Genomic DNA, 21,964 nt, shown 5'->3' with positions numbered 1-21,964 from the left:
TCCAAGAACTCGGATAGGGTGCATTATCCGAGATTTTTAATTATCCGAGGAAATTCTTAAAAACCTTTTGTATGCGGGGGTTCATGCAAAAAATCTCGGATAAAATTTATCCACATGGGCATAGTACAGTTAAAGCTATCAAACAGGAGGTTTTAACTATGGGTTACCATACAAGGGAAACCAACACAGTGCCATGCGGATACCACGAATTGAATCCGGAAATGGAGGCTCTTTTAGCGGAGTACCTTGAAGACGGGAAACGCAAGGGGCTTCAGGAAAGCAGCATCCATCTTCACGATAAGATTGGGCACTACTTTTTATCCGCCCTGGCTGATACAGGCTGCGCAGCGCCGCAGGCAATGAACGCCCAAAATGTAGGAGCGCGTGTTTAATGGTCAGCAGCAAATGGTACCTTTCACACATCCGGACATTCCTCAGATATGCATATCAGGCCAGACATACCGACAGGGATTACAGCGGCATCGTTCCTCTTTTCAAGAGGCCGCAGCCGTACCCTTCTGTTTATACAATAGAAGAAATCCTGAAAATTGAAAACAGCGTAGACCGGGACTCCCCACATGGAAAGCGTGATTACGCAGTGCTGCTTCTTGCGACACGGCTGGGGATCAGGAGCGGGGACATCTCATCCATGACATTCCGGGAACTGGATTTTGGCAGGAACCTGATTCTGCTTACACAGCACAAAACCGGCGTTGACATTGAACTTCCCATGGTCCCGGATGTAAAGGCCGCCCTGAAACAGTATTTAGAGGAAGAACGATCCTGCTATGACAGCCCGTATGTATTTCTCCGCATCGTTCCCCCTTACAGCCATATCTCTGTGCAGGCAATCACCAAGATCGTCAGGACTGCCATTATGGCAGCTGGAATTGATCCGGCGGGACGCAAACAGGGCGCACATGCTTTCCGGTCGTCCCTGGCAAGTTCCATGGTCAATGACAACATCCCTTATGAGGCGGTAAGGAAAGCCCTTGGGCATACAGACCAGAACGCCATCCAATCCTATGCCAGTCTGGATGTGGAGCAGCTGCGGAACTACGCCCTCCCGGTCATGGAGGCGACAGGTACATTTGCCGCTTTTCTGGAGGGGAGGTGGAGCCTGTCATGACACAGTTCCAGTCGGTTTTCAAACATGAGCTTGCAGAATATCTGGAAATCAGCCAGGGGACTGTCAGCGATGGTACTTTGCGGAGTACACGCAGAACCCTTTTTTCGTTCGATTCACTGCTGGTGGCAGAAAACGCCGACAGGGTTACGGAAACAGCCATCAATCACTGGATCAGGGAACTCCAGCAGATAAACGCGCCCAAAACGGTCAGCGATAAGGTAAGCTATCTCCGCAAATTTTTGCGGTACCTTCAATACAAGGGGTACAGTGTTTTCATGCCCGCCTGCCCCAAAACATCAGACAGCTATGTCCCATATATTTTTTCGGACAGGGAAATCCAAACGCTTCTGTCCTGCGCCGACAGCTGGGCCAACAGGCATACAGACCCGAAAACCCGCCGGACAGACATGGAGTTCTGTATGCTGCTCCGGATGCTCCTTGGGTGCGGGTTCCGCCTGGGAGAACCGCTTGCCGCCAGGGTAAAAGATATAAATTTCCGCAATGGGACCATCCTGATTCGCCATGCCAAGAACAACAAACAGCGTGTTGTTCCAATGGACAGGACATTGACAGAGATGCTGGAAAGATACTGCATTGCTATGGGGATCAAAACAGAACCGGAAAGCTGTCTGTTCCCGGCAGCCAGGGGCCAAGAGTTTTCCGTCAGTAAAGGAACCTTTGATTTTCGGTTTAGGAACCTCTTGCGGGAAACCGGCCTGTATGTACAGGAAAAATCCCATTCCAGAGGGCAGTGCCTTCATTGCTTCCGTCACTATTTTGCCATCCATTCATTTGCGCAGGCAGAGAAAAACGGACGCCCGACAGATGACTCTGTTCCTTTCCTGTCAGTCTATCTTGGGCACCATGACATGGACGAAACGGAGAAATATCTGAAATTCAGTGGTGATATGTTCCCTGAATATACGGAGCTGTTTGAAGATTATGCCGCTGGCGTATTCACGGAGGTGGCGTATGAGGAAAAATAAGCTTCCTGAATTCATGCTCCTCCTGGAACAGTTTTTTACGGAATATATGCCGCTCTCGTCAGGGCTTTCCCCTAATACCACGAGATCCTATAAACATGCCTTCCGCCTTTTGTTCCAGTATGTTTATCAGGAAAAGAAGAAAAATGCTGGCGAAATCCTCTTCCGGGATTTGAATTTCGAGACTATTGACGGCTTCCTGAAATGGATCGAAGCAGAACGGGGATGCTCAGTATCCACAAGGAATCTCAGGCTTTCAGCATTGGCCTCTTTTGCCGGTTACGCACAGAACAGGAATTTTGAAGCAGCGACTGTGTTTGCAAATGCGGTGAAAAGAGTGCCTGTAAAAAAAGAGGCCGTCCAGCCGAGGATCACCTTTACGCTTGATGAAGTTTCAATCCTGCTCCGGCTTCCTGATCCCGGGAAACGGATGGGCTTCCGTGACCAGGTCCTTTTGAACCTGATGTATGCCAGCGGAGCCAGGACACAGGAAATCTGCGATCTCAAAGTCAGGGACTTCCTGGCCGAGAAAAACCTCTATAAGCTTACAATTACTGGAAAGGGAAACAAAACCCGGAGGATCGTGATTGCAAGGCCTAGCGGAACTCTCCTGGAACGATATCTGGAGGAAACGGGAAAGGCCGGTCGGTTGGAGGCCTACATCTTTTCCAGCCAGACCCATCCGCAGATGAGCATTTCCTGTATTGAGGAGATTTATAAAAAATATATCATGCTCGCAAGAACCGGGCATCCGGAAATGTTCCTTGAAAAACGCTACACCCCGCACACCATGAGGCATACGACCGCCACACATATGTTGGAAGCCGGGGTACCAATTATGGCAATCAAAAATTTTCTCGGACATTCCTCGATCTCCACAACAGAACGGTATGCTGAACTTTCACAGGGAACCGTAAACAGGCATATCCGGGATTGGAACGAAAAGTGGTTTTCCCATCAAAAAGAAAATCCTGTTACACAAAAGAAAGAGCATCAGCTCCCTGACTTCCTGAAATAGTTCTTACATTATCCGAGGCAACTTCTCCGAAAGCCTTTTATGCTGGAGGTTTTGAGAGTTTCCTCGGATAATTGATTATCTCGGATAATGCACCCTATCCAAGAACTCGGATAGGGCGCACTTATACACGCTTCGCGTGTGTGCGCCCTGCGGGGCTTTGCCTGCCTTCGGCAGTCAACAGGGGAAACGACAATTCCCCTACGGGCTTGCGCCCTACCCTTTAGTGGACTTTGCGTTCAGATAAAGGCTAAAAAGCAGCCTTTATCTGCCCACAAAGTTTTATAGTGCCGCCCGCCACGTTTCGGCAGATAATTTCTATGAATGCTCTTTATTCATTTCCGTCGGGGATTGTGGGTTTACTTTTTCTGTCAAAATATTTTGCATCGTCCGGCGGAAATACGAATCAGAAAAGAGAGTATTCAGAATATCTTTTACTGAATCATCATTCAGGGCGGCAAGCTGTTCTTTGGCAATATTCAGCCTTTCTCTGATAAGGTATTCAAAGTGGCTTCCCCATACGATGTTGCGGTGTCGGCGTTCCTTTTCTGTCATACCTTTTATCTGGTTACGGAGTTTCGCCTGCCTGTGTTGTGCAATGGCAAGCTCGGCTTTCGTTTTCTGCAATTCCGCATCAATTACCGCTCTGTTTCTTAATTTATTTTCGCTCATTTTCTCACTTCCTCTCTGCCTGTAACGCTGTTAATATTGCATATCAATAACAGGCACACAAAAGAGGACACCCGTATCCGGAATGCCCTCTCCTGTGTTTCATCACGCCTGTTTATTTTTCATCATAATCCGTCTTAAACCGTACCGTTATAAGCATAACTTTCCGCACGAGCCTTTCGTACAGTTCCCTGTTGAATCTGCCTTCCTCAATGCTAAGCCTTGCCATGTACGGCTTGAACAGCCGAATCACCTCCTGCATAGCAAAATAATCGCCATTTACTGCCTTTTCCAGTGTTTCAAAGGAAATGTCCCTGTCTTTAAATTTATTCTCCATGACACATTCCCTCCACCAGCCACCGGAGTGTTTTTACCGTATCATTCCTCCATTTGCAGACAGTGCTTTTTCCGTCCATCCGATGAAGTAATACATCAGCACAATCTGTAACTGTCTGTCCGACAGTTCCCTTAATGCCTGTGCCAAATCACCGTCCACTATGCCGATTTCATAACCCATGACATAAAAATAGTCAGCGTGGTATGTATCAAAGATTTTATCAACCGTTTCCAACTGCTTTTCGGAAAACATCTCCATGTGCGATTCCCGTTCCGCCATGCGCTTGCGTTCGTTGTAATAGTTAATTTTTTCGTATCTCAATGCCATGCGGCAGTATGTCACAAACTGGCGCACCACCCTGTCTTTTTTATCTTTGTTTATCAATGTCCTGTCCTCTATTTCTGAAAAATTGATTTATCTGAAACGAAGTTAGGACTGGCGGGGAACGGCAGTGTATTGTTGCTTTTAGAAACAGAAAAGCGCTCATTGGTTTTCTTCCAACAAACGCTTTCCCGCCTAAGTTTCAGTGTAAATATTCCTTTTTCCTAATTTGGGACAACTTCCAAATCAAGCTCTTCTGCAATTTTTCTTATAGTTTTTGCCGAATTGTGAAGTTTCTCCATTTCCTTTTCATTCAAAGAAATAGGAACATGGGTTTCGATTCCGTCTGCCCCTATAATAGCGGGCATACTAAGGGCAATTTCTTTAATCCCATAATTTCCATGCATGATAGAAGATACCGGAAGAATAGATTTTTCATCCCTTACAACGCATTCACAGATACGCTTAACCGACATAGCAATTCCATAATAAGTAGCCTGCTTTTTAGAAATAATATCATAAGCGCTGTTTTTTACATCTTCCGCAATCTCCCGCATTGCTTCCTCATGGTTGAAATGTCCACGCATCTCACAAAAATCATTCAATGGAATACCAGATATATTCGTGCTGCTCCATGCTGCAATCTCACTATCCCCATGTTCGCCAATGATAAAGGAATGAATGCTACGGCTGTCTACCCCTAAATGTTTACTAAGCGCATATTTTAGCCTTGCGGTATCAAGAACCGTTCCGGAACCAATTACTCTTTTTTCAGGAAACCCGCTCAGCTTTACAGCAGCATAAGTAAGAATATCAACCGGATTTGATACAATCAGCAATATTCCTTTAAAATTGCGCTTTGCAATTTCAGGAATGATGCTTTTGTAGATAGCAACATTTTTATGTACTAAATCGAGCCTTGTTTCATTCGGCTTCTGGTTTGCCCCGGCAGTCACAATGACAATAGAAGCATCCATCAGGTCATCATAGCCTCCTGCATAAATCTTCATCTGTCCGGCAAACGGAACGCCATGCGAAATGTCCTTTGCTTCTCCGTCTGCTTTATCATAATTTGCATCAAGAAGCACCATTTCAGTGAACAGCCTGCTCTGCATCAGTGTAAATGCTGTTGCAGCGCCTACAAATCCACAGCCGATGACTGCTGCTTTTCTTGGGTTAATTGTTTTTATCATCTCTATTCCTCCCATTCAATAGCGGGTAGTGTCAAATCTACCACTATATTTTTTGTTGCAAACCTTATAATTCCAAGGATTACACCACTTTTTCAAGAAAAAAAGCAATGACCTCCCTTTTTTGTGTCAATACTATTACTAACCCACAAACACTGAAAGGAAAATCATTGCTTATGGATATTATTACCTATTTACTCTCTCTCATTCAATCTCTTTACCAGCAAAACTGCTGGTTGATCAACTTTATCTGCAGATACATCCCTCTGAAACAGTGGGCCTTTGATGATTCCCATTCTCCAAAATACCAGAAGTTCAAGATTGATGAACTCCCTCTTATCACCGACTTCCGCCAGGACTGGACTTATAAAGAATTAATCCCTTACTTTGAAAAACGTTATGGTAAAAAGATCCGCCCTGTCAGCCGCCGGTCAGAATGCGATATCCCGGATGAATGCACCTGCCCCCGCTGTAATGCGCCGAAACCTTTCCTTTACAAAAATAATGGTTCCAAAGGGCAGCTTCTCTGCAAGGTCTGCAGCGCAAGGTTCTCACCCCATGAAAGCCGCTTCTCCTCTGTAAAACTACGCTGCCCGCACTGCGGCAATGCCCTGGTTCCCAAGAAAGAACGCAAACACTTTATCATCCATAAGTGCGTCAATCCCAAATGCCCTTATTATCTCTACAACCTCAAAAAAGTGGATAAAGAAGACCTCCGAGAGGATTACGGCAAAAACAAATATAAACTCCACTATATCTACCGTGAGTTCACGATGGATTTTTTCAGCATGGATCTAAATACCCTTCCTAAAAATGCCTCATCCCTGAAATTTAGCAAACATAATGCCCACGTAATGTCCCTGTGTCTGACCCTCCATGTCAACCTCGGCCTCTCTCTGCGAAAAACCTCGCAGGCCCTGAAAGACCTGTACAACATCAACATTTCCCACCAGCAGATCGCCAACTACTGCAAGACTGCCGCTGTCTGCATTAAGCCCTTTGTTGACCAATACCCTTACGAAAAAGGGGATGTATTTACTGCCGATGAAACTTATATAAAAATCCGTGGTATCAAAACCTATGTCTGGCTTATTATGAACGCTGCGTCCCGATCCATCATCGGCTATCAGGTATCGGATAACCGTGGTGTCGGTCCCTGTATCCTCGCCATGCGTATGGCTTTCCGGGGACTGACAAAGCTGCCGGAAAACTTCAAGTTCATTGCCGACGGTTACAGCGCCTACCCACTCGCCGCAATGGAATTTGTAAAAAAGTTGGGGAAAGATTTTACCTTCAAAATCACCCAGGTGATTGGGCTTACCAACGACGATGCCGTTTCTACAGAACATCGTCCGTTCAAACAGATGATTGAACGCCTCAACCGCACCTATAAGGCCTCTTACCGTCACACAAACGGCTTTGACAACATCGACGGTGCTAATTACGATCTTGCCCTCTGGGTCGCATACTATAACTTTCTCCGTCCGCATAAACACAAGAAATACAAAGTACTCAACGAAGTAGAAATGCTACAGAGTGCCGACAACATGCCGGGTAAATGGCAGCTTCTCATCTTCCTCGGTCAGCAGACTATCCTGAACATGCAGAAAAATGGAAACCCTGCATCGGAGCGGAGCTGTTGTCAATAGAACCGTGGAATACCGGAGCAGACGGTAGCGCCGTCTGTGAGGATATGCCGCGAAAGTCTATTGACATAAGGCTCACGGATTATCCTGTTTAGCAGAAAAGGGGCAACTGCGCCCTTTTCCTGCCTTCCGGCGAGGACGGGTTCGGGCAGAGCCCGAAAATGGGTCAAGGGACTGGTCCCTTGTGGGTTCTTAGGGCAACGCCCTAAGCCCTCGGAGAGCTTTTCGGAATCAATATCTGCAGTTTTCAAGGTTCATTTGAGCCTATTTTTTTCAGCTCGTTTTTTCATAGATTACTTGACACTACCCAATAGCGGAAACAGGACAGGAACGAACGGCATCCTGTACCATGCTTTCGTTTTCCGATGCAGAGTCCTGATACCCCTCCGCCTTATCATCGTCATTCATACGGAATACATCAGGTGCCATCCCAACACACAGCCCGCATCCAATACAAGCATTCTGATCTACATTCACCCTCATGCCGCATCCCCCTTTCGCTAAAATACAACAACCAGCAACATTTTAAACTGCTCTTTACCCAAGACCGCATGAGGGTGTTTTGCGGGCATTACGATAGATTCTCCCTCATGCAGTTCATACTTTTTGTCATCAATCGTAATCTCGCCAACGCCATCCAAACAAATCACAAAGGCATCACCACTGGACTCATGGCTGCTGATTTCTTCTCCCTTGTCAAAAGAAAACAATGTGACACTCAGCGCATTATTTTGTGCTAAAGTCCTGCTTACAACCTGATTGCTTTGGTAAGCAACCTGTTCCTTTAAAACTAAAATTTCTGCCTTGTCTATATTTTTTATTTTTTCCATACTGTTCGTTTGCTCCTTCCCTCAGCCTGATTTTTAACCACCCGTTCAAGATGTTTCTGTTTTCACCTCAAACCCATGTTTCTCAAAAGTTTCAAAAACTTTGTCCATAGGAATATTTTTTATGGCAGCTCCATTTGGTATCGTCATTACCTTACCCATTACAGCTAAAGACATAGGCTTTATAATTTCCTTAAACCCTGCTTCTGCCAATACCTCTTTTATTTCAGGATTTTCACTTACCAGCTCTGAAACTGTTTTTGTGAAATCAACAACTTTACCCATTCGCCTATCTCCTTTTTTCTAACCATGTAATATATTTCTCCTGTATGCCGTCCTGTTCCGCTTTTTTCTCAAACGCTCTTGTCTGTTCATCAATCTGCGCTTTGCATTCCTCTGACAGTGTTCGTAATGCATAAGTGTAGCAGACGGTATCTTCTTTCTCAATGTGACGCTGCAATAAATCCACATAACCCGATGCATGGGTGACGATATCCAGCTTTCCTTCTGTAGTCGGAACACTGGCATACTGCTTAACTGCGTTCTCCAATTCCCCGATATGGAATCTTCCGAAGTCATGTTCCACCAGCTGTCGCCCAGCAAACTAAAGTTCCTATCTCCCACACAAAAACATCGAATTAAAATCTCATCTTCTTAATACTGTCTATCAGAGCGCGCTGTAGGAAACGGCGCATTTTCCTCTTGACCATTCCTGCCTGTTCCGATATAGTTTTTTTTGGAACAAAAAAAAGAGAAAGAACACCAACCTCCTACAGTTTGTTCTTTCTCTCACACCAGCGTGCCTGCCATATACGGGATCATGTCCCACTCGTGAGGCTTTGGCACTACCGACATATACTATGATAAGAGAAAACTCCCTATTTTGCAAGCTGATCCGTATAAAAACTTCATCAAAAGCACTATTTGAGTCTTTCATGGTTGGATTCCGTCCCCAGCTGCAGACCTGTCCCTTCTGCGGGGCAGCAGGCAGCTGCAAGATCCATGCCTATTATGACCGTTCCCTGGTGGATTTCATAGATGGCGCCCCTGTCCGACACAGCCTCTGCATCCTTCGCCTCATCTGCACCTGCGGCCATACCCATGCCATCCTCCCGGATTTCATCATCCCCTATTCCGGCTACGGCCTGTTCTTCATCCTCCGTGTCCTGGCAGAGTATTTCCTGCACCTCTCTACTATAGAGGGCCTCTGCAGGCGTTTCTCCATCACCCTTTCCCAACTGCACCGTTTTCTGGAACTCTTCCTGGTGCAGAAGGAAGAATGGCTCGGGGCACTTTCCTCTATGGAAGTCTCTTCCCTCTCCTTCCTGAAGACACTGTTCTCCCAGCCCTCCTATTCTGATTTTGCTTCCGCCTTTGTCCGCCGTTTTGCAAAATCCTTCCTCCAGTCCCATAAAAATCCGGCGTCTTACTGCCAACAAGTGTTCGGTCCCTGAACTGCTTTTCCACGACCACACGACCAGGCATGGTCTCCCTGAGGAAACTCCTTTATAATGGCAGAAAACCATTTAAGGAGGATATTTTTATGGACAACAAACAAAAGAACCTTTCGGACGCTGCCGCCATGGCACAGTTCCGGCTTGCCCTCATCGCACCGGTCATCCATGGCCTTTATCCTGATGCGTCCAGAAATGCCTATTACCAACGCATCACCGAGAACCCGCTCACCCTGCCTGATGGTTCCGCCTTCCGCTACAGCCCCAAGACTATCAGCAAGTGGGTGTCTCTCTACCAGAACGGCGGCATCGATGCACTTATGCCCCGGGAACGCTCCGACAAGGGCGGCACACGGGTCCTGACGGATACAGCCATCGAGGAGATCTACCGGCTTAAGGAAGCTTTCCCAAGGCTTAACTCCACGCAGATCCACCGCCACCTTGTGGAAGAGGCGTTCATCCCTGCCTCTGTCAGCGTGTGTGCTGTCCAGCGTTTTGTAAAGAAACATGACCTGAAATCGGCACGTAACCCGAACATGCGGGACAGGAAGGCTTTTGAAGAGGACGCCTTTGGGAAAATGTGGCAGGCTGATACCTGTTACCTTCCATATATCACAGAAGACGGCCTGCGCAGGCGGGTCTACTGCATCCTGATCATCGATGACCATTCCCGGTTCCTGGTGGGCGGCGGGCTCTTCTATAACGACTCAGCTTATAACTTCCAGAAAGTGCTTAAGGATGCTGTGGCTGCACATGGAATCCCTTCTAAGCTCTATGTCGATAACGGTTCCAGCTACTCGAACGGGCAGCTTTCCCTCATCTGCGGCTCCATCGGAACGGTCCTTTTACATACAAAAATCCGGGATGGCGCATCCAAGGCTAAGATAGAACGCCAGTTCCGGACACTCAAGGAAACCTGGCTCTATACCCTGGATCTGGATTCCTTAAGCTCCCTGGCACAGTTCAATGGACTCCTTAAGGATTACATGCGCTCCTATAATACTTCCCTCCATTCCGGCATCGGCACTACACCCCTTTCCCGTTACCAGCAGACCCGCGCTTCCATACGGACACCTGCGTCCAGGGAATGGCTGGAGGAATGTTTCCTGAACCGCATTACAAGGAAAGTGAATAAGGATTCTACCGTCTCCATCGACAAGGTATCCTATGACGTCCCTATGCAGTTTATCTCATCAAAAGTGGAGATCCGCTTCCTCCCGGATGACATGTCCTCCGCCTTCATCCTTTACGAAGGGGTGCATTATCCCATCCGCCCTACGGATAAGAATGAGAACTGCAGGACGAAGCGCAACAATACACCTGGCATCGACTACTCAAAGTTAGGGGGTGGCTGTTGATGTTCCGTTCTTACTATGGATTGTCTTTCAATCCTTTTGACAAACAGATGGCCCGGGAAAAAGACCGTTTCCTTTCCAGGGACATCTCTGAGATGCTCTCCCGGCTGGATTACCTCAAGGATACCAGGGGCATTGGTCTGTTCACGGCACGCCCGGGCATGGGGAAGTCTTTTGGACTCCGCTGTTTTGCAAAGGGGCTCAACCCGAACCTTTACCATATGGAGTACATCTGTCTTTCCACCGTAAGCGTCATGGAGTTCTACCGCCAGCTCTGCTCTGTACTGGGAGTAGAGCCTAGAGGCGGCAAACCCGGGATGTTCCGGGCCATACAGGAGCAGATCCTCTACCTTTACCGGGAAAAGAAGCAGCCCCTTCTTCTGGCCGTTGACGAGGCCCAGTACCTCTCCACAGGCATCCTGGAGGACATTAAGATGCTCATGAACTACGGCTATGACTCCCTGAACTGCTTTACGCTCATCCTGTGCGGGGAACCGCACCTGAACAATACCCTGCGCAAGCCTGTCCACGAAGCCCTGCGCCAGAGGATCACCGTGCATTACAACTTTACCGGGCTCACAGATTCAGAAGTGGCGCAGTATGTACTCCACAAGATCTCCTGTGCGGGAGGCTCTGCCTCCATCATAGAGCAGGCCGCCCTTTCCGCTGTCCACAGCCATTCCCAGGGGAATCCGCGTCTGGTGGATAACCTGATGACAAATGCCCTTACCCTTGGCGCACAGATGGAGAAGAAAGCAATTGACACGGAAGTCATACTTGCCTCCGTCAGCAGCCAGAATCTTGGATAGGGGGTGTTGTTTTTGGAATACAGATGTTTTTTCAGGGATGGTTCCCGCATAGAAACCTGGACAGGGGAGATTATCCTGCTGCGATGGCGGCCTGGATGGTATGAAGCTGAGATGAATGGACGGGGGACATACTTCCACATCCTGGCCGGAGTGCATAAATACGGAAACTACCTGTGCATCCCGAACCATGATGTGGGATGTGAACTATCCGATTTTTCTGATATTTTCTGGAATGAGGGGCGGATCAGCAATCTAATGCGGAAGGTAGATGCCGTAACTGTTGCTGCCGGTTTGGCTTATCTGCCGACTCTGGCTGACAAACAATAAAAAATCCAAATACATCATGTGGCTATGGATCTCATAATGGGATTCATGGCCTTTCGATTTCGAAAGAAAAGCTATACCAACAGCGTGCTGCATTTTCGGCGGTATTATGCATTTGTAGACAGCACTGCGCAGTCAATGCGAAAAAGGTTGGAAAAATAATTTGCCGTTTATGTCTCCCTCAATTCGCCGTCCAACAACCAGCATTCCATTGCGCACCAGTTTTTCTGCAACAGGATCGGAATTATTAAGCATAAACCGAAACAATATCTGTTCTTCCTTTCCATGATGATGCTTGTCTGCATAAGTTCTTGCAAAATCAATACACTCCAGAAACTCCTGAACATCAATGTCTGCCCCCTCAATCACAGCACAGCAGGTTCTCCTTAAATGCTTAGTCAGTGCTACGATATTCTCATGTTCTTTCATCAGTAAATCAATTCCATACATTATTTATCCCGCCTTAATCAATGTGAATGTCTGATTTCCTAAATATTTGTAGGAAAAACCGCTGCCCTCCAAAATACCTGCGACCAGCCTCTCCTTCAGGTCATAATAATGACTGACATCTCCTTGTAATGCTTCCCAATATGGCAAATGTATATCCACAGTCTGTTTCCATACTACTGCCTCCTGACTTATGGAAACCACAGTATTAACCCTGTCACAAGGCATTCCGTTCAATAGCAGATTATCTAAATGCCTATAAACTTCTTCTGCGCTTGTTTTCCCCGACAGTTTCCTGCTCCGTCCATACTCATATGCAGCATTCGCAATATCCGGCATACATTCAGAATGGGCATCCATCGTTGAGATGACCAGAAAAGCAAGGCGGTTTTCAGCGGCAGCGATTTTATCCTGTAACCAGCCATGTATATTACTGTTATCAATCATATTTTCAAGACTGCCTTTCTCCACCGCCCCATACTTTTGTTCCATTTCGGAAAGAATGCCATCATCATACCCGTTTTTGCTTATCATATCTGATAATCTTTCAACTAGCCCGTTTTGGAACTCTATTTTTCCGTATAGCCAGTGATGAATCGAACCTAAAAATGCGCTCATTGCACTCCTCCTATGAATTCAGCTTTTTCAAGAGTTCATCGGCATCCAGCCCATGCACCATGCAGGCATCCGCAAGGCTCTCCATCTGTGAGGACGGGCACCCTAAACAGTGCATCCCCATCTGCATCAACACCTCTGCCGCCTCCGGTTTGGTTCTTAAAATTTCTCCAAGTAACATTTCCTTTGTGATTGCCATATTATTTTCCTCCTATCTTTCTTTCCTGTTACAACACTTGCACTTCCTGATTTTTTTCGCCAAACTTTTCTTTTATCTCGGTGCAGATTTCTTCCCTGCTTATGCCTCTTTGTTCCTGCGTCTTAATCATCTTATACGCTTGAAAAAGCGGTGAAGGTCCAATTTCCGAGCTGAAAAATCCGATCCCCTGATTCCATGCCAAAAGTTCAAACACATCATCCAGCGCTGCGGATTCAAGACCATAGATATATGCCTTTACCAGTTCCCGCACAGCCTGCCTCATTCTTCCTGCGCCAACTGCATTTGTCAGGGAAAGAAGCAGACGCATTTCATAGGGGAGAGTGCGCTTCTCACTCTGCCATGTTGCCTGCCAAAAATCCGCCGCGATACGCCCTAAGTCCTCATCAATCATAGGATAATTCAGCAATGCAAGCGGACGGTATGGTGCAGAGCCTTCCGGCTCTTTTTCCTCTGTCCGGTAAAACCAGACATGAAACTCATTTTCTGCCAGCTTCTCTGTATGATGTATATACCCCAGCATATCCATCTCCTTATATAGCGGGTAAGGTTCAAAAGTCTGTATGACCTCAATTCCCTCCCCGGCTTTTAGCGTCATGGCACGTCTTTGTAAGCCGGGAAAGAAATTTCCCTGCACATGGCGTACATCCACTTTGAAGAAGTCTTTCTTTTTATCCTTCCATTCCTCGTACTTTATCATGATATCCTCCTTTATTTATTTTCTTGCTTTGGTGATTACATTATAGTAAAATAAGCAGAGCAAGTATGTTTGAATTCAAACAAAGAGGTGAGATTTTGGAAAAATTTTTAAACGTATTAAAAAAATGCCCGCTGTTTGCAGGATTATCCGATGACGAGATTTTAACCTCGCTAAAGTGTATCGGAGCAAAAGTCAGAAAAAACGCCAAAAATCAATACATCCTTCAGGCAGGAGATTGTACGGACTGTATCAGCCTGCTTGCGTCTGGGACTGCTTTAGTCATTCAGGAAGATTTATGGGGAAACCGGAACGTTATGACAAATCTTATGCCGGGCGACTACTTTGCCGAACCCTTTGCCGCCATTCCTGATGCAGTTCTCAGCGTCAGTGTTGTTGCGACAGAAAATTGTGAAATTGTGGAAATAAATATGAACCGCCTGATTACCATGTGTTCCGCTGCCTGCAGCCATCATAACCGCCTGATTAAAAACCTGATTACAGCTTTTGCCCAAAAGACACTGTTGTTTAACGAGAAGATAACGCACATGAGCAAGCGAAAAACACGTGATAAGCTGCTTTCCTATTTATCTGCTGAAGCAGCCAGACAAGGATCACTTTCTTTTGACATTCCCTTTGACCGCCAGCAGCTTGCCGACTTCCTCTGTGTAGAACGTGCAGCAATGTCTGTAGAATTATCAAAGCTGCAAAAAGAAGGGCTTCTGAAAACCTTTCATTCTCATTTTGAATTAAGTCCAAATGCCACAAATTAAAACAGGTCAATCTATACATAGCAGATTGACCTGTTTACAAAATACATATTTGTTATCAAATCAGCGGTTGCCTTCTGCAATCCCATAAACGGATTGCAGAAGCATTTTTCCTGATGATGTCTTAAAAACACAATCTATAACATTTCTGATATTGGCTTCCTGATATCCGGATTCGTCAGCATTAACCAAATAATCAGCTTCCAGCAAAATCTGGTAATCAATCCCGTCAACCTCCTGAAAAGTATGATGATGTGCGACCAAAAAGATGATACGGTTCACCATCTCGTTCGACAGCCCTGTACCCTTCAGGAATTCTTCAGCTAATACAGCGCCTTCTTTTTCCTGAAGTTTTCCATTTGTATTTCCGTATTTTTCCCGGCACAAAGGACACGCAATATCATGTATAATAGCCGCAATTTCTATTATTCTCTGTTCATCATCCGCTACTTTCTCACACTCTGCAATCGTTTTTGCATAGGCATACACTTTCATAAAATGATTGATATCATGAAGATTTCCTTTTGAATACTTTACCATTTTAACCATGATTTCTGAAACAGTCATATCATTTCCTCCTGTTATCTATACATCGTCTATAACCAATAGTCCACAAACTTACCAGTCACATCGTACAATTAAAAGCCAACCTTATGGCGAATCGTCATCCAAAACATCAATCCGTTCTATTTTAAAGACATTTAATGTGTCCACATCAGGGCAGGCAAAAACCGCTGTCCCCTTCTCCTGTCCGGGTATTTCGCCGCCGTATCTTAAAATATCAATATATGGAAATGCAACATGCATAGCCATAGGACAGAGTTTTCCACGCTCAGTATCAAAATCAAAACTATCACCTATTTTGTGACCCCTATGACATCCTTTCGTGCCTTTTTGATCAATCAATGTGATCTGGATTCCAGGTTTTTTCATATTTTAAGCACCTCCAACTCCTTCTCAATCGGTATTCCCTTATATATATCTGTATTGTTTCTATTGTTTTCAATCAGGCTGCTCACAGTGTCCATGGCTTTTTTTGTACTGTCATACAGGCTGTTTCCCTCCATCAGTTTTCCCAATAAAACGGAAGAAAAAATATCGCCCGTACCCGGAAACCTGACCGGAATGTTATAAAAAGGAATTGTAAATCTTTGTTTCGTTTTATGATCGAAGCCTGCAACCACATCTTTGCCATCCTGCTGAATGCTTGTGATGATTACCGATTTTGCGCCCATATTACCAAGCCTTTGAATCATTTCATCTACCTCCGAGATTGTTGCAGATTCATGATACTCCACTCCTGTAAGTCTGGCCGCTTCAGTATAATTTGGTACAATATAATCGGCTACTCCTACCAGTTTCTTCATATGTGCAACCGTTTGCTCTGTAACTCCATTGTACAGGGTTCCTTCATCTCCCATAATTGGATCAACAAATATCAGGGTTCCTTTCATGCTTTCCTTTCGACAAAATTCTTCTATGATTTTTACCTGCTCCTCTGAAACAATAAAGCCTGTCGCTATCACATCAAAGCAGAATCCCAATTCCTCCCATACTTTAATAGTGTTCTTCATATAATCTGTTGTTTCAAGAATATCGAATTTTCCATAATCCAACGTATTTGATACTAACGCAGTGGGAAGATTATATATTTGGTACCCCATATATGACATCAATGGAAGCATGACCGATAATGCCACCTTTCCATATCCTGCCAGATCATTTATCAACAATACTTGCTTGCCCATTTTCATCATGCCTTTCAGTTAATTCAATTCATCTATAATGAAATAATTATATACAGGGAGCAGGTTTTCGTCAAGATTTGTGTATACAAGCACCAATATATACATTAAATATCCGCCACACTCCGGAATTTTATGGATTTCTGTTACGTGACTGCTTTTATTGACTTTACCCATTTCACTCAATCCGAAATTCTTATCCCCTGTTCTGCAACTCCCGTAAATGTCTAAGCTGAGCTTCGCTTAATGTTCTCGGTTTCCCAATCCTGACAAGATTTTTGGGTAAAACATAGGTCTTACTTACTTCCGTCCATGACTTTAACCTTATTACCTCTGGAAACTCTTTACATAGCTTATCCATTTTCCGTATCCATGCCAGATTAGCTGTGTAAATTGTTGCTTCGCTTTCATCTGCATTAAAGTTGATAACAACCTCCTGCTCATATCTTGATAATTTCATTCCATGCTCCTTTCTCCAGTACCGAAACTGGCACCAATCCAATTTAACGGTACCCTTCCGGTACCAAATAAATATACTCAATCTTGGGCGGTTTTCTATCATTGCTGTTTTCCCCTTGCTGTTTCCTGACAGGCAACCCTTGTCGGCACTGTGTCGTCCAATATTGGCGCTCAAATTTTCTTAAAATTGGTCTTGGCGGTTTATATCAGCTTGGACAGTCATTCAGTTGTACTGTCATTATCCAACAAAACGCCCTGCTTTCCCGTATATCCACCATGTCAGAAATCTTCCAAAAAACAGATTTTTTCTATCATGCTGGAAATTTTCGGTAGGAATCCGCCTGTTTGTGTGATATTCTGTTTTCGTAAAGGAGAGATTTATCTATGAAAACGCAATTAAGCATACAGGAACGCCTGAAAGACCTGCGTGTAGAAAAGGGAATGACTTTAGAACAACTGTCACAGCAGACAAAAATTCCTGCTTCCACGCTTGGCTCTTATGAATCTGATGATTATAAAGAAATACCCCATAGGAACATCATCGAATTAGCAAAATTCTATGAAGTATCAACGGATTATCTGCTTGGTATGACTGAAAACAGACAGCTTGACAACATTGCCCTGTCCAATCTGCACCTGAGTGACGCTGCCCTGACACTTCTCAAAGACCGCAAAATCAACACACTGCTCCTGTCAGAGCTTATCACTCATGAACAGTTCCGAAAACTCATGCTTGACTTGGAGATATATGTTGACGGTCTTGCTGATATGCAGATCAAATCACTTAATTTTGTGGTGGACACAAGCAGAAAGGCACTGATGAAGCGGCACAATCCTGATGAATACAACCTGCAATTAAACACGCTGAAAGCACAGCACCTTGAACTGAATGAATACTTTTCCCATGTGATTGATGACGATATGCACGCCATTATCAAAGACATCAGGAATGCCCATAAAGGCGATATTGATTCTGCCCCTCCTAAGACCATAACCGAACATTGGGAAGAAATTCTTGAAAAAGCTGAAAACTTTGCAGGCACTTCCAAACAGAAACTTGCTTACATATTCACCCAATTTCTAAAGATTAAACCAACCGAAAAGAATATTGATGATATGGCAGATATGCTTGGACAGTCTGAAATCTTAGAACCTGATGCAAAAAAACGCCGGAACAGTACGAAAAGGAAACAGTCTAAGGACTAAATAACTGCAAAACAAAAGGAACTGCATCTATCCGCAATTCCCTGTTACTGTAACCATATTTTATTATTCCTCTGTCTTAACCAGCTCCACCACATCATTCAAATTGCAATCCAGCGCATCACAAATCCGTATTAGTGAGTCCATAGAGATGTGCTGCCCCTTGTTCATGTTGGCAAGTACATTTGTGGTAAGCCCTGCTTCAATACGCATTTGGCTCTTAGTCATTCCCCTCTCTAAGAGCAAATGCCACAGAGGTAAGTAACTGACTTTCCGCATAGCAACCCTCCATTGTTCGGCTAATTTTTCCTGCCCGTTTTCTGTATCTGTTTTGTTTATTCTATCAGAGATATTGCCTTTTATCAATCAAATCTTGACTGTTGACGGTATTTCCTGTTGTTTTGCCAATCATATTTTTGCTACACCTATTTGGGTATGAAGTGCTTCATGCCCTGGCTTTTTGCTCATGTGAGATAAAGAAGTAAAAGAAGTGTAAAAAATTTTGCCGTTCCCTGTCCGGCTGACTGCCGGACGGGTCGGGCTTTAGTCGGGCAATTCTACCTTGCCGACAAAAGAATAATAGATTTCGATTTCCTGTCTGCGGAGCTTCCCCCGGCGTTTCCCGTCAAGTGAATATTCTAATGCTTGAGAGCCACCAATTTAAAGCTTCGGAGCCACTTGTAATTTAATGTTTGAGGGTCATCTAAGAATACTAGATATAGTATGTGCTATTTTATACCGCTTATTATATTGTTCCAGAATTGCTTTAGAACTGCAAGGGTAAATGCACTGCATTGCAGCCCTTGCAGTTCTAAAGCAATTCTGGTGTAGGGTAATCAAGCGGTTAAGGATAACCTTACTATGCCCGTGGTGTTACTACATATTGTGGTGGCTCTCAAGCATTAAAATATACAAAATCGGTGGCTCCGAAACTTTAAAACAGTGGCTCTCAAGCATTAGAATAATCAATATTTTGAAATCCACAAAATTTGATATTGCATTGGTAAAACCATATTTTAAGACAATTTGCTTTACCCTGCTCCTGCCGATTGTGTTTGCTGCAATCAACCGTTCTTTGCTGACGGGGGTATCATTCGCTATGTGCTTTATTGCCATGACAACGGGATATACCTTTTCCATCACAGAAAAAAACAGCATGGATCGTCTGTTTGGTATTTTACCTGTTCGTAAAAGCGAGCTTGTAATCGGACGATATGTTTTCGTCCTTGCAATGGGGCTTCTTTCCCTGATTATTTCTTTGATTGTACAGCCGCTTGTCTTGAAAGTGCTGGGGGAAACAGTTGGTGTATTTGACATTGTGACTGCCGCTATTGCAGGAATATTCTTATTTGCACTCTATACGGTGTTCCAGATTCCGGGATATTACAAGTACGGTTCAATCAAAGGACGGGTATTTATGTATATCCCAGTGGCCGGTTTTTTGGTGACTTTACTTCTTCTCTCTAAAATTCCAGCTATTGGAAACTCAATTATTTCAGTCGTTGAATCTTTCCCGATACTTCTCGTTTTTCTTGCAGTTTTTGCTATTGTCGTGATGTATGCGGTTTCCATCATCTTGTCCATTAGGATTATGAAGAAGAAAGAAATGTGAGGTGATTGTATGGATTTCACAATTTTAGCAGTTGTGCTTTTGATCGGTGTTGGTGTTCCTATCCGTAATAAACTCATACGGAAATATCGGGATAAAAAGAAACAAGAAGATAATAAGGATAAACTGAAATAATTTATAAACAGCGCCGAGAAGAATATGAAAATATCTTCTTCGGTGCTGCTTTTTAATAGAGTCATATTTTGCTGATAGATTTTCAAAAATCCGTCCGCTGTAACATTTCGCGGACATTTGCCTGTTATACTATCTGCAAAAAGCAAAGGAAGTGAGGATATGAAACAGATTTTAATTGTCGAGGACGACAGTTTTTTGAATAAGATGTTGGCCTATAACCTGACCGCAGACGGGTACGGCTTGACTTCTGCCCTAAATGCCAGGACCGCAGCCGATGTCCTACGCCAGCGGGAATTTGACTTAGTGCTGCTGGACATCAACCTGCCGGACGGGAATGGTTTTGAGCTGTGCAAACTGATAAAGCCCCAGCACCCGGACACCATTGTAATTTTCCTGACCGCCAACGATCAGGAGAGCGACCAGATACGGGGCTATGAGGTGGGCGCGGTGGACTACATCACAAAGCCCTTTGTGATCGAGGCCTTGCAGCGAAAAATCAAAGCCATGTTCGCCATGCTGGAACACCACAAACCGGCCAAGGACATTTACGACGACGGGCGGCTGTTTCTGGACTTCTCGGAGCAGACGGCTTCCTTAAACGGCAAGTCCCTGACCCTATCCCCGATGGAGTATAAAATGCTGAACCTGTTCCGTAAAAATCCCCGGCAAGTGCTGACCCGTGGGCAGCTTTTGGAAAAGCTGTGGGATATAGACGAAAGGTTTGTGGACGAACACACCCTGACAACCTCCATCAGCCGGATTCGCAGCAAGATCGAATCCGACGGCGGCGCGCCCTACATCAAGACCGTTTACGGCATGGGCTATCAATGGACGGGAGGCGAGGCAAAATGAAGGTTAAGAACCTCTCGGTAAAGCGGCTGTTTGGCCGGGTGGCAATGGGGCTTGTCCTCTCCATGTCCGGAATCACCATAGCCCTGTTTCTTGTGACAAAACAGATTGCGGTGCTGCTGACGGGCGGGGCGCTGCTGTTGTGCGCCCTTGTGGGGATTTTTGTACTGACGCAGGCGTTTGGAAAGCGGCTGTCGCAGTTTACCGCTGACCTGTGCCAGACTTTAGACCACATGATCGCCGGGAATGAAGCGCCCCAGCGCCCGGAGGACAGCGAAACCCAGCTTGCCAGAATCGGACACCGGCTGGCAAGGCTTTACCAGATCATGCAGGAGAACCGCCGCCGGGTGGACGAGGAACGGCAGGAGTTACAGACCCTTGTATCGGATATTTCCCATCAGGTGAAAACGCCGGTAAGCAATCTGAAAATGGCGACGGACACCCTGCTGGAAAAGCCTATGACCGAGGCAGAGCGCACCGACTTTATCCGGGGAATCCGCAGCCAGACGGATAAACTGGACTTTCTCTTTCAGGCCCTTGTGAAAACCTCCCGGCTGGAAACGGGCGTGATCCAGTTGGATAAGAAATCGGGCCGCCTCTTTGATACCGTGGCGCAGGCCATGAGTGGGATCGTGTATGCAGCGGAGAAAAAGGAAATCGCCGTGTCCGTGGACTGCCCGGAGGATTTGACCGTTTCCCATGACAGCAAGTGGACATCCGAAGCCCTCTTTAACCTGCTGGACAATGCAGTGAAGTACACCCCGGCAGGCGGGAAAATCACGGTGTCTGTGGTGCTGTGGGAAATGTATGTGGAGATCAAAGTGACCGACACCGGCAAGGGCATTTCCGAAAGCAATCAGGCCGCCATCTTCCGGCGCTTTTATCGTGAGGAAGAAGTACACGAACAGCAGGGCGTGGGCATTGGCCTGTATCTGGACCGCGAGATCGTAACGCGGCAGGGCGGCTATATCAAAGTGTTTTCGAAGCCGGGCAAGGGTTCGGAATTTTCCATTATGCTGCCTACAAAATAGAACGCGGCGGACGGCCATTTCCGGCTGCCCGCCGTAAATTTTTTTGAAATGTCCGAGCATTGTAACATTTCACCCCGATTTTCAATGAAATTTTTTGGCCGCTGTAACATCTCGCGGACATTTGGGTT

The 21,964-nt window shown here is 45.5% G+C and carries 32 protein-coding genes and 1 pseudogene; 15 read left to right on the top strand and 18 right to left on the bottom strand.

All coding sequences use genetic code 11. From position 1 onward, the window contains the following. Nucleotides 1-158 precede the first annotated feature (158 nt). The 4 genes from VSQ62_RS04960 to VSQ62_RS04945 are packed head-to-tail and all read left to right on the top strand — an operon-like array spanning nt 159 to nt 3,130. The gene (locus VSQ62_RS04960; RefSeq protein WP_334633529.1) at nt 159-392 is read left to right on the top strand and encodes a hypothetical protein; all 234 of its coding nucleotides are present in this window, start codon (nt 159-161) and stop codon (nt 390-392) included. Beyond that, complete coding sequence (locus tag VSQ62_RS04955) at nt 392-1,129, top strand: tyrosine-type recombinase/integrase (RefSeq protein WP_334633528.1); 738 nt, start codon at nt 392-394, stop codon at nt 1,127-1,129. The genes VSQ62_RS04960 and VSQ62_RS04955 overlap by 1 nt, the downstream gene beginning before the upstream one ends. Beyond that, on the top strand, nt 1,126-2,115 hold the full coding sequence (locus tag VSQ62_RS04950) for a tyrosine-type recombinase/integrase (RefSeq protein WP_120486950.1): 990 nt from the start codon (nt 1,126-1,128) through the stop codon (nt 2,113-2,115). Before VSQ62_RS04955 ends, VSQ62_RS04950 begins: the two co-directional genes overlap by 4 nt. Further along, nucleotides 2,102-3,130 carry a tyrosine-type recombinase/integrase gene (locus tag VSQ62_RS04945; RefSeq protein ID WP_334633526.1) on the top strand — a complete coding sequence of 343 codons (1,029 nt, stop codon included), beginning with the start codon at nt 2,102-2,104 and terminating at the stop codon, nt 3,128-3,130. The genes VSQ62_RS04950 and VSQ62_RS04945 overlap by 14 nt, the downstream gene beginning before the upstream one ends. A 315-nt stretch (nt 3,131-3,445) precedes the next feature. Here VSQ62_RS04945 and VSQ62_RS04940 read toward each other — a convergent pair whose 3' ends face one another. The 4 genes from VSQ62_RS04940 to VSQ62_RS04925 form a co-directional block, all read right to left on the bottom strand. Continuing rightward, the gene (locus tag VSQ62_RS04940) at nt 3,446-3,799 is read right to left on the bottom strand and encodes a DUF3847 domain-containing protein (protein ID WP_334633525.1); all 354 of its coding nucleotides are present in this window, start codon (nt 3,797-3,799) and stop codon (nt 3,446-3,448) included. 112 nt (nt 3,800-3,911) lie between these two features. Beyond that, a complete protein-coding gene (locus VSQ62_RS04935; RefSeq protein WP_120439278.1) occupies nt 3,912-4,133 on the bottom strand; it encodes a helix-turn-helix domain-containing protein in 222 nt (73 codons plus the stop codon). Nucleotides 4,134-4,166: 33 nt separating this feature from the next. Next, the gene (locus tag VSQ62_RS04930; protein ID WP_334633524.1) at nt 4,167-4,517 is read right to left on the bottom strand and encodes a hypothetical protein; all 351 of its coding nucleotides are present in this window, start codon (nt 4,515-4,517) and stop codon (nt 4,167-4,169) included. 161 nt (nt 4,518-4,678) lie between these two features. Further along, nucleotides 4,679-5,647 (bottom strand): L-lactate dehydrogenase, encoded by a 969-nt coding sequence (locus tag VSQ62_RS04925; protein WP_004070524.1) that lies wholly within the window; start codon nt 5,645-5,647, stop codon nt 4,679-4,681. Between the two features lie 173 nt (nt 5,648-5,820). Here VSQ62_RS04925 and VSQ62_RS04920 point away from each other — a divergent pair, with 173 nt between their 5' ends. Next, nucleotides 5,821-7,293 (top strand): DDE-type integrase/transposase/recombinase, encoded by a 1,473-nt coding sequence (locus tag VSQ62_RS04920; protein ID WP_334633522.1) that lies wholly within the window; start codon nt 5,821-5,823, stop codon nt 7,291-7,293. 300 nt (nt 7,294-7,593) lie between these two features. Here the strand turns inward: VSQ62_RS04920 and VSQ62_RS04915 are convergent, their stop codons facing one another. Genes VSQ62_RS04915 through VSQ62_RS04900 form a run of 4 tightly spaced genes read right to left on the bottom strand, consistent with a single transcriptional unit; the run spans nt 7,594 to nt 8,703 of the window. After that, nucleotides 7,594-7,773 (bottom strand): ferredoxin, encoded by a 180-nt coding sequence (locus VSQ62_RS04915; RefSeq protein WP_334633520.1) that lies wholly within the window; start codon nt 7,771-7,773, stop codon nt 7,594-7,596. 17 nt (nt 7,774-7,790) lie between these two features. Further along, nucleotides 7,791-8,120 (bottom strand): cupin domain-containing protein, encoded by a 330-nt coding sequence (locus VSQ62_RS04910; protein ID WP_004070528.1) that lies wholly within the window; start codon nt 8,118-8,120, stop codon nt 7,791-7,793. 45 nt (nt 8,121-8,165) lie between these two features. Continuing rightward, nucleotides 8,166-8,402 (bottom strand): DUF1858 domain-containing protein, encoded by a 237-nt coding sequence (locus tag VSQ62_RS04905; protein WP_004070531.1) that lies wholly within the window; start codon nt 8,400-8,402, stop codon nt 8,166-8,168. 4 nt (nt 8,403-8,406) lie between these two features. Next, complete coding sequence (locus VSQ62_RS04900; RefSeq protein ID WP_334633519.1) at nt 8,407-8,703, bottom strand: hemerythrin domain-containing protein; 297 nt, start codon at nt 8,701-8,703, stop codon at nt 8,407-8,409. 274 nt (nt 8,704-8,977) lie between these two features. Here VSQ62_RS04900 and VSQ62_RS32405 point away from each other — a divergent pair, with 274 nt between their 5' ends. From VSQ62_RS32405 to VSQ62_RS04880, 4 genes are all read left to right on the top strand, one after another. Further along, nucleotides 8,978-9,571 carry a DUF6431 domain-containing protein gene (locus VSQ62_RS32405; protein ID WP_350339908.1) on the top strand — a complete coding sequence of 198 codons (594 nt, stop codon included), beginning with the start codon at nt 8,978-8,980 and terminating at the stop codon, nt 9,569-9,571. Nucleotides 9,572-9,660: 89 nt separating this feature from the next. Then, the gene (locus tag VSQ62_RS04890) at nt 9,661-10,929 is read left to right on the top strand and encodes a DDE-type integrase/transposase/recombinase (protein WP_300870027.1); all 1,269 of its coding nucleotides are present in this window, start codon (nt 9,661-9,663) and stop codon (nt 10,927-10,929) included. Beyond that, the gene (locus VSQ62_RS04885; protein WP_120397164.1) at nt 10,929-11,735 is read left to right on the top strand and encodes an ExeA family protein; all 807 of its coding nucleotides are present in this window, start codon (nt 10,929-10,931) and stop codon (nt 11,733-11,735) included. Before VSQ62_RS04890 ends, VSQ62_RS04885 begins: the two co-directional genes overlap by 1 nt. Before the next feature lie 12 nt (nt 11,736-11,747). Continuing rightward, complete coding sequence (locus tag VSQ62_RS04880) at nt 11,748-12,062, top strand: DUF6618 family protein (protein ID WP_016217795.1); 315 nt, start codon at nt 11,748-11,750, stop codon at nt 12,060-12,062. Between the two features lie 132 nt (nt 12,063-12,194). Here VSQ62_RS04880 and VSQ62_RS04875 read toward each other — a convergent pair whose 3' ends face one another. From VSQ62_RS04875 to VSQ62_RS04860, 4 genes are read right to left on the bottom strand one after another with little or no spacing between them, the layout of a single operon-like run. Next, complete coding sequence (locus tag VSQ62_RS04875; RefSeq protein ID WP_334633517.1) at nt 12,195-12,509, bottom strand: hemerythrin domain-containing protein; 315 nt, start codon at nt 12,507-12,509, stop codon at nt 12,195-12,197. 3 nt (nt 12,510-12,512) lie between these two features. After that, nucleotides 12,513-13,124, bottom strand: a complete 612-nt coding sequence (locus VSQ62_RS04870) for a hypothetical protein (RefSeq protein WP_334633516.1) — start codon at nt 13,122-13,124, stop codon at nt 12,513-12,515. A 10-nt stretch (nt 13,125-13,134) separates the two neighbouring features. Beyond that, the gene (locus VSQ62_RS04865) at nt 13,135-13,320 is read right to left on the bottom strand and encodes a DUF1858 domain-containing protein (RefSeq protein ID WP_004070536.1); all 186 of its coding nucleotides are present in this window, start codon (nt 13,318-13,320) and stop codon (nt 13,135-13,137) included. A gap of 28 nt (nt 13,321-13,348) precedes the next feature. Next, nucleotides 13,349-14,038: a DUF2249 domain-containing protein gene (locus VSQ62_RS04860; RefSeq protein WP_016283294.1), complete on the bottom strand. Its 690-nt coding sequence runs from the start codon at nt 14,036-14,038 to the stop codon at nt 13,349-13,351. Between the two features lie 65 nt (nt 14,039-14,103). Between VSQ62_RS04860 and VSQ62_RS04855 the strand changes: the two genes are divergently transcribed. After that, complete coding sequence (locus tag VSQ62_RS04855; RefSeq protein WP_004070543.1) at nt 14,104-14,808, top strand: Crp/Fnr family transcriptional regulator; 705 nt, start codon at nt 14,104-14,106, stop codon at nt 14,806-14,808. A 60-nt stretch (nt 14,809-14,868) separates the two neighbouring features. Here the strand turns inward: VSQ62_RS04855 and VSQ62_RS04850 are convergent, their stop codons facing one another. The 4 genes from VSQ62_RS04850 to VSQ62_RS04835 form a co-directional block, all read right to left on the bottom strand. Next, the gene (locus VSQ62_RS04850) at nt 14,869-15,372 is read right to left on the bottom strand and encodes an HD domain-containing protein (RefSeq protein WP_004070544.1); all 504 of its coding nucleotides are present in this window, start codon (nt 15,370-15,372) and stop codon (nt 14,869-14,871) included. Nucleotides 15,373-15,456: 84 nt separating this feature from the next. Next, nucleotides 15,457-15,738: a TIGR04076 family protein gene (locus VSQ62_RS04845; protein ID WP_004070545.1), complete on the bottom strand. Its 282-nt coding sequence runs from the start codon at nt 15,736-15,738 to the stop codon at nt 15,457-15,459. Then, nucleotides 15,735-16,553 carry a pyridoxamine kinase gene (locus VSQ62_RS04840; protein ID WP_004070546.1) on the bottom strand — a complete coding sequence of 273 codons (819 nt, stop codon included), beginning with the start codon at nt 16,551-16,553 and terminating at the stop codon, nt 15,735-15,737. Before VSQ62_RS04840 ends, VSQ62_RS04845 begins: the two co-directional genes overlap by 4 nt. A 193-nt stretch (nt 16,554-16,746) precedes the next feature. Further along, entirely contained in the window at nt 16,747-17,010 is a 264-nt protein-coding gene (locus tag VSQ62_RS04835; RefSeq protein WP_004070548.1) for a hypothetical protein, read from the bottom strand. A gap of 383 nt (nt 17,011-17,393) precedes the next feature. Here VSQ62_RS04835 and VSQ62_RS04830 point away from each other — a divergent pair, with 383 nt between their 5' ends. After that, entirely contained in the window at nt 17,394-18,215 is an 822-nt protein-coding gene (locus tag VSQ62_RS04830) for a helix-turn-helix domain-containing protein (RefSeq protein WP_016306792.1), read from the top strand. Between the two features lie 63 nt (nt 18,216-18,278). Here the strand turns inward: VSQ62_RS04830 and VSQ62_RS04825 are convergent, their stop codons facing one another. Then, nucleotides 18,279-18,491: a helix-turn-helix domain-containing protein gene (locus VSQ62_RS04825; RefSeq protein WP_160260451.1), complete on the bottom strand. Its 213-nt coding sequence runs from the start codon at nt 18,489-18,491 to the stop codon at nt 18,279-18,281. 264 nt (nt 18,492-18,755) lie between these two features. Then, nucleotides 18,756-18,845, bottom strand: a pseudogene (locus VSQ62_RS04820) (DUF4368 domain-containing protein); the annotation flags it as partial. 328 nt (nt 18,846-19,173) lie between these two features. Between VSQ62_RS04820 and VSQ62_RS04815 the strand changes: the two are divergent. The 4 genes from VSQ62_RS04815 to VSQ62_RS04800 all read left to right on the top strand — a co-directional run bounded on the left by VSQ62_RS04815 (nt 19,174) and on the right by VSQ62_RS04800 (nt 21,836). Continuing rightward, complete coding sequence (locus VSQ62_RS04815; RefSeq protein WP_334637565.1) at nt 19,174-19,824, top strand: ABC-2 transporter permease; 651 nt, start codon at nt 19,174-19,176, stop codon at nt 19,822-19,824. A gap of 9 nt (nt 19,825-19,833) precedes the next feature. Beyond that, the gene (locus VSQ62_RS04810) at nt 19,834-19,956 is read left to right on the top strand and encodes a hypothetical protein (protein ID WP_262348839.1); all 123 of its coding nucleotides are present in this window, start codon (nt 19,834-19,836) and stop codon (nt 19,954-19,956) included. A 159-nt stretch (nt 19,957-20,115) separates the two neighbouring features. Then, on the top strand, nt 20,116-20,808 hold the full coding sequence (locus VSQ62_RS04805; protein WP_334637562.1) for a response regulator transcription factor: 693 nt from the start codon (nt 20,116-20,118) through the stop codon (nt 20,806-20,808). Then, nucleotides 20,805-21,836 (top strand): sensor histidine kinase, encoded by a 1,032-nt coding sequence (locus tag VSQ62_RS04800; RefSeq protein WP_334633515.1) that lies wholly within the window; start codon nt 20,805-20,807, stop codon nt 21,834-21,836. Before VSQ62_RS04805 ends, VSQ62_RS04800 begins: the two co-directional genes overlap by 4 nt. Nucleotides 21,837-21,964 lie beyond the last annotated feature (128 nt).

Origin of the sequence: Sporofaciens sp. JLR.KK001, from assembly GCF_036941055.1 — a bacterium.
Lineage (GTDB): Bacteria > Bacillota > Clostridia > Lachnospirales > Lachnospiraceae > Sporofaciens.
The sequence above is the reverse complement of the archived record's forward strand: the minus strand, read 5'-3'. Positions and strand labels throughout refer to the sequence as shown.

Bases quoted from the DNA above. Each gene is read 5' to 3' on its own strand.
- VSQ62_RS04960 (WP_334633529.1), top strand. From the start codon at position 159: ATGGGTTACCATACAAGGGAAACCAACACAGTGCCATGCGGATACCAC.
- VSQ62_RS04955 (WP_334633528.1), top strand. From the start codon at position 392: ATGGTCAGCAGCAAATGGTACCTTTCACACATCCGGACATTCCTCAGA.
- VSQ62_RS04950 (WP_120486950.1), top strand. From the start codon at position 1,126: ATGACACAGTTCCAGTCGGTTTTCAAACATGAGCTTGCAGAATATCTG.
- VSQ62_RS04945 (WP_334633526.1), top strand. From the start codon at position 2,102: ATGAGGAAAAATAAGCTTCCTGAATTCATGCTCCTCCTGGAACAGTTT.
- VSQ62_RS04940 (WP_334633525.1), bottom strand. From the start codon at position 3,799: ATGAGCGAAAATAAATTAAGAAACAGAGCGGTAATTGATGCGGAATTG.
- VSQ62_RS04935 (WP_120439278.1), bottom strand. From the start codon at position 4,133: ATGGAGAATAAATTTAAAGACAGGGACATTTCCTTTGAAACACTGGAA.
- VSQ62_RS04925 (WP_004070524.1), bottom strand. From the start codon at position 5,647: ATGATAAAAACAATTAACCCAAGAAAAGCAGCAGTCATCGGCTGTGGA.
- VSQ62_RS04920 (WP_334633522.1), top strand. From the start codon at position 5,821: ATGGATATTATTACCTATTTACTCTCTCTCATTCAATCTCTTTACCAG.
- VSQ62_RS04915 (WP_334633520.1), bottom strand. From the start codon at position 7,773: ATGAGGGTGAATGTAGATCAGAATGCTTGTATTGGATGCGGGCTGTGT.
- VSQ62_RS04910 (WP_004070528.1), bottom strand. From the start codon at position 8,120: ATGGAAAAAATAAAAAATATAGACAAGGCAGAAATTTTAGTTTTAAAG.
- VSQ62_RS04905 (WP_004070531.1), bottom strand. From the start codon at position 8,402: ATGGGTAAAGTTGTTGATTTCACAAAAACAGTTTCAGAGCTGGTAAGT.
- VSQ62_RS32405 (WP_350339908.1), top strand. From the start codon at position 8,978: ATGATAAGAGAAAACTCCCTATTTTGCAAGCTGATCCGTATAAAAACT.
- VSQ62_RS04890 (WP_300870027.1), top strand. From the start codon at position 9,661: ATGGACAACAAACAAAAGAACCTTTCGGACGCTGCCGCCATGGCACAG.
- VSQ62_RS04885 (WP_120397164.1), top strand. From the start codon at position 10,929: ATGTTCCGTTCTTACTATGGATTGTCTTTCAATCCTTTTGACAAACAG.
- VSQ62_RS04875 (WP_334633517.1), bottom strand. From the start codon at position 12,509: ATGTATGGAATTGATTTACTGATGAAAGAACATGAGAATATCGTAGCA.
- VSQ62_RS04870 (WP_334633516.1), bottom strand. From the start codon at position 13,124: ATGAGCGCATTTTTAGGTTCGATTCATCACTGGCTATACGGAAAAATA.
- VSQ62_RS04865 (WP_004070536.1), bottom strand. From the start codon at position 13,320: ATGGCAATCACAAAGGAAATGTTACTTGGAGAAATTTTAAGAACCAAA.
- VSQ62_RS04860 (WP_016283294.1), bottom strand. From the start codon at position 14,038: ATGATAAAGTACGAGGAATGGAAGGATAAAAAGAAAGACTTCTTCAAA.
- VSQ62_RS04855 (WP_004070543.1), top strand. From the start codon at position 14,104: ATGTTTGAATTCAAACAAAGAGGTGAGATTTTGGAAAAATTTTTAAAC.
- VSQ62_RS04850 (WP_004070544.1), bottom strand. From the start codon at position 15,372: ATGACTGTTTCAGAAATCATGGTTAAAATGGTAAAGTATTCAAAAGGA.
- VSQ62_RS04845 (WP_004070545.1), bottom strand. From the start codon at position 15,738: ATGAAAAAACCTGGAATCCAGATCACATTGATTGATCAAAAAGGCACG.
- VSQ62_RS04840 (WP_004070546.1), bottom strand. From the start codon at position 16,553: ATGGGCAAGCAAGTATTGTTGATAAATGATCTGGCAGGATATGGAAAG.
- VSQ62_RS04835 (WP_004070548.1), bottom strand. From the start codon at position 17,010: ATGAAATTATCAAGATATGAGCAGGAGGTTGTTATCAACTTTAATGCA.
- VSQ62_RS04830 (WP_016306792.1), top strand. From the start codon at position 17,394: ATGAAAACGCAATTAAGCATACAGGAACGCCTGAAAGACCTGCGTGTA.
- VSQ62_RS04825 (WP_160260451.1), bottom strand. From the start codon at position 18,491: ATGCGGAAAGTCAGTTACTTACCTCTGTGGCATTTGCTCTTAGAGAGG.
- VSQ62_RS04810 (WP_262348839.1), top strand. From the start codon at position 19,834: ATGGATTTCACAATTTTAGCAGTTGTGCTTTTGATCGGTGTTGGTGTT.
- VSQ62_RS04805 (WP_334637562.1), top strand. From the start codon at position 20,116: ATGAAACAGATTTTAATTGTCGAGGACGACAGTTTTTTGAATAAGATG.
- VSQ62_RS04800 (WP_334633515.1), top strand. From the start codon at position 20,805: ATGAAGGTTAAGAACCTCTCGGTAAAGCGGCTGTTTGGCCGGGTGGCA.